Raw genomic sequence first — 6,109 nt, 5'->3', positions numbered from 1 at the left:
AGGGTGTTACCGATATTGATGGCCTTCTTATTCCACGACTTACCCGAGCAGAATTAACCGCAAAAGGGGAAGGGCTGTATGGAGTGGATCAAAATGGAGTACTCATCTTTATTACGAATGTAACCGGAGGAAATGCTTTGTCGCAACGAACGAATATTGATGCGAGTGGGTATTATTTTTTTGATGGTCCATCGAATACCTGGAAAAAAGTGAATACAACTCCTTGGAAGCGAATAAAAACGACCGCACAGGCGGCCTTAAATACTCAGAGTATTTATCAAAATGGCAATGTAGCGATAGGCGATTATAGAGCAGCAGCTGTTACGGAAAAACTAGATGTTAATGGAAACATACGAATACGCAATTTACAGGATGGTAGAGTACGTACCGATTATCCTTATACTATTGTGGCAAAAGCAGATGGTACTTTGGCTTCTTCAAGAGGTTATTATGCCATTTGGCGAGGAGCATCAACGAATGCTCAGGCAGTAATGACAGATGACGATGAGATATTAAATATATTTTCCCGTAATGTCACGACTATTACGTTGCCATCCAACCCTAAGCCCGGTAGGACTATTACGATCCGTATTGATGGTCACTCTGATGGAACATATAATGTCGCTACTCCTGGTGTAATACCGGTTGGTTATTTGCCGGCAAACTATGTTGTTAAAAAAGATGTCGTAAGAGCAGATGATTATAAAACGACTATTAAACCTAAAACAGTTGTCCAGTTAGTATGGACAGGTTCATATGGCGGCGGCGGATTAGGTTGGGTTCAAATTGGAGGCAACAACCAGTGACACGATAAAGGACAATTACGTTGCTATAAAACGGTTACGGTTACGCTGTTTCCGTATGTTGAAAGGTATTTCCAAAGAAGGGGTAAAAGCCAAAATCTGCTAATAGAGAATCGTTTTTTGTCATAAAATCGTAAAAGTTTTATCGTTTTCTGGGAATTAAAAAACAGCCTGTGTTTTCAGAAAATTAGCGTTTTGTCTTGTTTTGGCGTAAGTTATTTTGGCAAAATTAGTAATTCAGCTTCTTCTAAATTATGATCACTTAATAAAAACAAAAACAATATGAAAAAATATAGTACAATTGTATGTTTCCTTTTTTTTACCGGGCTTCTTTACGCTCAGGTTGGAATTAATACAGAAAGTCCTAAGGCTACTTTGGATATAACAGGAAAAAACGGAGTTACCGATATTGATGGGGTTCTTCCGCCACGACTTACCCGAGCAGAACTAACCGCAAAAGGTAATGGGCTATATGGAGCGGACCAAAATGGAGTGCTCATCTTTATCACGGATGTAACCGGAGGAGACATTTTGTCGCAACGAATGAATATTGACACGAGTGGGTATTATTATTTTGATGCTCTATCGAATGTCTGGAAAAAAGTGAATACAACCCCTTGGAAAATAATAGGAGGGACTAAACAGGCTAGTTTAAATACTCAGAATATTTATCAAAATGGCAACGTCGCCATAGGAGATTATAGGGCATCAACTGCTACAGAAAAACTGGATGTTAGTGGAAACGTGAGATTACGCAATATGCAGAATGGTAGAGTACGGACCAATTATCCGTATACTATTGTAGCAAAAGCAGATGGTACCTGGGGATCTTCAAGAGGTAGTTATACTGTTTGGCGGGGCGCTTCAACGAATGCTGAGGCGGTAATGACAGATGACGATGAGATATTAAATATATTTTCCAAAGATGTCACGCTTATTACGTTACCGCCCAACCCTAAGCCCGGTAGGGTTATTACGATCCGTATTGATGGTGCTACCAGTACTCGTGGTTATTATCATAGGTATAGTTTAACAACTCCTACTGTAACACCGGTTGGTTATTTGCCAACAAACTACACTGTTGCTAATGGAAGTGAAGTAACAGCAGCGGATTATAGGAAGGGTATTAAAGCTAAAACGGCTCTCAAATTAGTATGGACAGGGCCATATGGTAGCGGTGGACTAGGTTGGGTTCAAATTGGAGGTAACCAACAGAAGTAACATCTAAAGGACTACTTACGCAGCTATAAAACGGTTACGCTATTTCCGTATGTTGAAAGGTATTTTCAAACAAAGGATAAAAGCCAAAGTCGGCTAACCGGAAATAGTTTTTTATAATAAGATTGTGAACGCTTTGCCGTTTTCTGGTAATTCAAAAAAACAGCCTGTGTTTTGTTTGAAAATTGAAGTTTTGTCTTGTTTTAGCGTAAGTTATTTAGGCAAAAGTAGTAATGCAGCTTCTTCTAAATTATGATTATGTAATAAAAATAATAACAATATGAAAAAATATGGTACAATTATATGTTTCCTTTTTTTTACCGGGCTTCTTTACGCTCAGGTTGGAAATACAGTAAATCCTAAGGCTACTTTGGACATAACAAAAAAAAACGACGTTTCGGCGATTGATGGTGTTCTTCCGCCACGACTTACCCGAGCAGAACTAACCGCAAAAGGTGAGGGGCTGTATGGGGCAGACCAAAATGGATTGATCGTTTATATTACCGATGTAACCAGAGGAAATGCTTCGTCTCAGCGAAGGAATATTGACGAGATTGGGTATTATTATTTTGATGCTCCATCAAATGTCTGGAAAAAAGTGAATACAATCCCTTGGAAGATAATCGGAGCGACCACCACCACACAGGCAACTTTAAATACGCAGAATATTTATCAAAATGCCAACGTCGCTATAGGAGATTATAGTACAACAGCGGCTACGGAAAAACTAGATGTTAATGGAAACGCGAGGATACGTAATATACAGGATGGTAAATTACGTACCGATTATCCTAATAATATTGTGGCAAAAGCAGATGGTACTTTGGCTTCTTCAAGAGGTCGTTATACTGTTTGGCGGGGAGCTTCAACGAATGCTCAGGCGGTAATGACAGATGACGATGAGGTATTAAATATATTTTCCAAGAAAGTCACGCTGATTACGTTACCACCCAACCCTAAGCCCGGTAGGGTTATTACGATCCGTGTTGATGGTGCTTCCAATGTCAAGTATAATATAACGACTCCTACTGTAGCACCGGTTGGTTATTTGCCAACAAACTATACTGCTGCTGGTGCAGTATTAGCATAGAATTATAAAACGACTATTAAAGCTAAAACGGCTGTCGAGTTAGTATGGACGGGACCGCTTGGTGGTGGTGGATTAGGTTGGGTTCAAATTGGAGGCGACTACAACCAGTGACACCATAAAGGACTAATTGCGTAGCTATAAAACGGTTACTGTATAAAAGTATTTCCAAAACCAAAGCCTGCTAACCGGAAAAGTTTTTGTACTAAAATCGTAAAAGCGTTACCATTTACTGATAATTCCAAAAAAGCCTGTGTTTTGTCCAAAACATGGGCTTTTTTGGATCTATATCAGTGACATGTTTTGAAAATGAGATGATTACATTTGATTTAGTAAAATATAATTAATCTTAATAAAGCAAAATAATATGCACTTTATAAAAATTAGAATAGCAGCTTTAACATTATTGGTTTTGACAGTATCGTGTTCAAATGATTCTAACGAGGCTCCTGTAGCTACGAATAAGAAAACTACTGCCGACCCGACTCGTGCATTGATGGCTGTAAAAATGTTGGCAGAATTTGATGCCTATACAAAAAAAGCACAGCTTTATCCACTGGATGCAGCCAAATTGAAAGGAATGTACACGAATACGGGAAATCCCTTTTCGGATCCGGTATTAAATACTTCCGGTGTTTCGCTTAAGGAAAAAACAGCTGAGAATGCAAAATTGCAATTTGATTTTCTTTTTGAAAAAATGGGCGACGTAGCCTTAGCGCATCAATCGCCGGCTTCAAAAGGACATATAGGATCCTACACAGGTTCGAGTGGTATATCGGTTCGGTTATTTAACGAAAAAGGACTGGAAATTAATCAGGCCATTATTAAAGGTTTAATGGGGGCTGTTTTATTGAATCAGACCTTAAATTCCAGTTTGAATACTGCCAGCCTGGATGCCATGGCAAACAATGCGGAACGGGTAAAATTATGGGAGGAAGGCTATACTTATATTTTCGGATACAAAGGCCCTGATAATACTAAAAAATACTTTTGGGAAAGTTACCTGAATACCGTTAATGGAAATTCAAATTTTGCAGGCATTACTCAGGCGGTAATCCAGGCTTTCGAAAAAGGCAAGGAGGCAATTTTAGCCGGAAATAATGTAGAACGCGATAAACAAATACAAATAATTAAAGAAAAACTATCCAAAGTCGGAGCGATCAGAGCAGTTTATTATATGCAGAAATCGAAAGGAAAGCTATCCGGAAGCAATGTAATTACCGGAGATATGGCTGCTGCATTCCATGGATTATCAGAAGCGTATGGTTTTATCAGTGCATTGGCGTATACCAATAATCCGGAAACGAATGAACCTTATTTATTGAAAAGCAAAACAGAAGAAATGACAAAGAAGTTACTAGGAGGCGATGACGGATTTTGGGATGCCAACTACACCACAACTCAAATTGACATACTTTCCGAAACTATTGCAAACGCATTTGGTTTTACCGTAGCGCAAGCCACAGCTCAAAGTGGAAGCCATTAAACAAGTTATAAGAGCTCCTGTTTTGGAGCTCTTTTTTATAGCGTTTACTCAATTTAAAGGGATTTTTATGAGAATGATAAAATTGTTATTGACCATGGTGTGTGTAGTACTATACTCCTGTGGATTGGATCACAATGGAGATAATACTCCGGTTGATGAATATGATAGAAAAGCAATACTGGTTAATTGGGCCGATAACCTAATCCTTCCGTCTTTATCCAACTATAAATCAAAATTAGAAGTACTTAAAATCACAACCAACGATTTTGTAACGACACCAAATACGGTTTCACTAACGGTTGTAAGAGCGAAATGGTTCGAAGCCTACAAATCATACCAATATGTTGCCATGTTTAACATCGGAAAAGCCGATGAAATACAACTGAGTAAGTATTCGAATACCTATCCGACCGGAGTAGCACAGATTAATGCCAAAATAGCTTCCGGAGATTATAACCTTGAGGGCGCTTCATTTGACGTGGTGCAAGGATTTCCGGCTTTAGATTATATGTTATTCGGTTTGAGTAGTGATACTAATGAAATTATTGAATTTTATAGTACCCATGCTGATGCAGTCAAATATAGAAATTATCTGACAGCCTTGGTAAACCGTTTGGAATTTTTACTGAATCAGGTTTATGACGATTGGCAATCCGGATATAAAACGACATTTATTTCCAAAAGTGACAATACTTCTTCGGGAAGTGTTAACCGGATGGTGAATGCCTATATCCACTTTTACGAAAAAGATATCCGGACAGCAAAAATAGGTTATCCGGCCGGTAAATTTTCAGACAGAACCTATCCGGATAAAGTAGAAGCCTATTATAGTAAGAACTATTCAAAAGAACTGGTACAGGAAGCTCTCAACGCTGCTCATAACTTTTTTGAAGGCAAATATTTCGGCGGGAACCAATATGGACCGTCTTTAAAAAGCTACCTGAATTATCTGGATAAAAAGGGGAATAATGAAGAGGGAACACAGCTATTAAGTAATTTAATCATAAACCAATTTAATATCGCACACCATGCTGTGGACGAAATGTTGCCGGATTTAAGTCAACAGGTTATCATCGATAATACCAAAATGACTGCCACATTCAATGCGTTACAACGCAATGTTGCCTATATGAAATCGGATATGACGTCGGCAATGAGCATTTCTATCGATTATGCAGATACCGATGGCGATTAATAAAAATACAAGATGAAACGATTTTATAAATATCTTAATAAAACTACGGAGGCAGCACCATTGGCAATCTTTCGTATTCTTTTTGGCGTATTGATGTTTTTTAGTCTGATCCGTTTTATGGCTAATGGTTGGGTTAAAACATTATACATTGAACCGAAATTCTTTTTTTCCTACTACGGATTCGAATGGATAAAACCTCTGGGAATTTATACGTACCTTATTTTTCTGATCTGTATGCTGTCGTGTATTATGATAACGCTGGGATATCGATACCGATTGGCGATTCTGCTGTTTTTTGTGAGCTTTACCTATATCGAATT

General features: G+C 38.4%; 5 protein-coding genes and 1 pseudogene. All 6 read left to right on the top strand.

Features of this window, described 5'->3' with window-relative positions:
• A pseudogene (locus tag Q1R07_RS15930) lies at nt 1-806 on the top strand (hypothetical protein); the annotation flags it as partial.
• A gap of 279 nt (nt 807-1,085) precedes the next feature.
• The gene (locus Q1R07_RS15925) at nt 1,086-2,024 is read left to right on the top strand and encodes a hypothetical protein (RefSeq protein ID WP_300492156.1); all 939 of its coding nucleotides are present in this window, start codon (nt 1,086-1,088) and stop codon (nt 2,022-2,024) included.
• A gap of 367 nt (nt 2,025-2,391) precedes the next feature.
• Complete coding sequence (locus Q1R07_RS15920; RefSeq protein WP_300492154.1) at nt 2,392-3,111, top strand: hypothetical protein; 720 nt, start codon at nt 2,392-2,394, stop codon at nt 3,109-3,111.
• A 409-nt stretch (nt 3,112-3,520) separates the two neighbouring features.
• Nucleotides 3,521-4,594, top strand: coding sequence for a DUF4856 domain-containing protein (locus Q1R07_RS15915; RefSeq protein ID WP_300492153.1), 1,074 nt, complete (start codon nt 3,521-3,523; stop codon nt 4,592-4,594).
• Nucleotides 4,595-4,661: 67 nt separating this feature from the next.
• Nucleotides 4,662-5,789 (top strand): imelysin family protein, encoded by a 1,128-nt coding sequence (locus Q1R07_RS15910; protein WP_300492152.1) that lies wholly within the window; start codon nt 4,662-4,664, stop codon nt 5,787-5,789.
• Between the two features lie 12 nt (nt 5,790-5,801).
• Nucleotides 5,802-6,109 (top strand): HTTM domain-containing protein (locus Q1R07_RS15905; protein WP_300492150.1); only part of this gene is annotated, 308 nt, incomplete at its 3' end.

It is taken from the genome of Flavobacterium sp. (genome assembly GCF_030146175.1).
Lineage (GTDB): Bacteria > Bacteroidota > Bacteroidia > Flavobacteriales > Flavobacteriaceae > Flavobacterium.
This window is presented reverse-complemented; position numbering and strand designations above follow the sequence as displayed.

Excerpts from the sequence above, each read along its gene's own strand:
- Q1R07_RS15925 (WP_300492156.1), top strand. The coding sequence starts at position 1,086 with ATGAAAAAATATAGTACAATTGTATGTTTCCTTTTTTTTACCGGGCTT.
- Q1R07_RS15910 (WP_300492152.1), top strand. The coding sequence starts at position 4,662 with ATGAGAATGATAAAATTGTTATTGACCATGGTGTGTGTAGTACTATAC.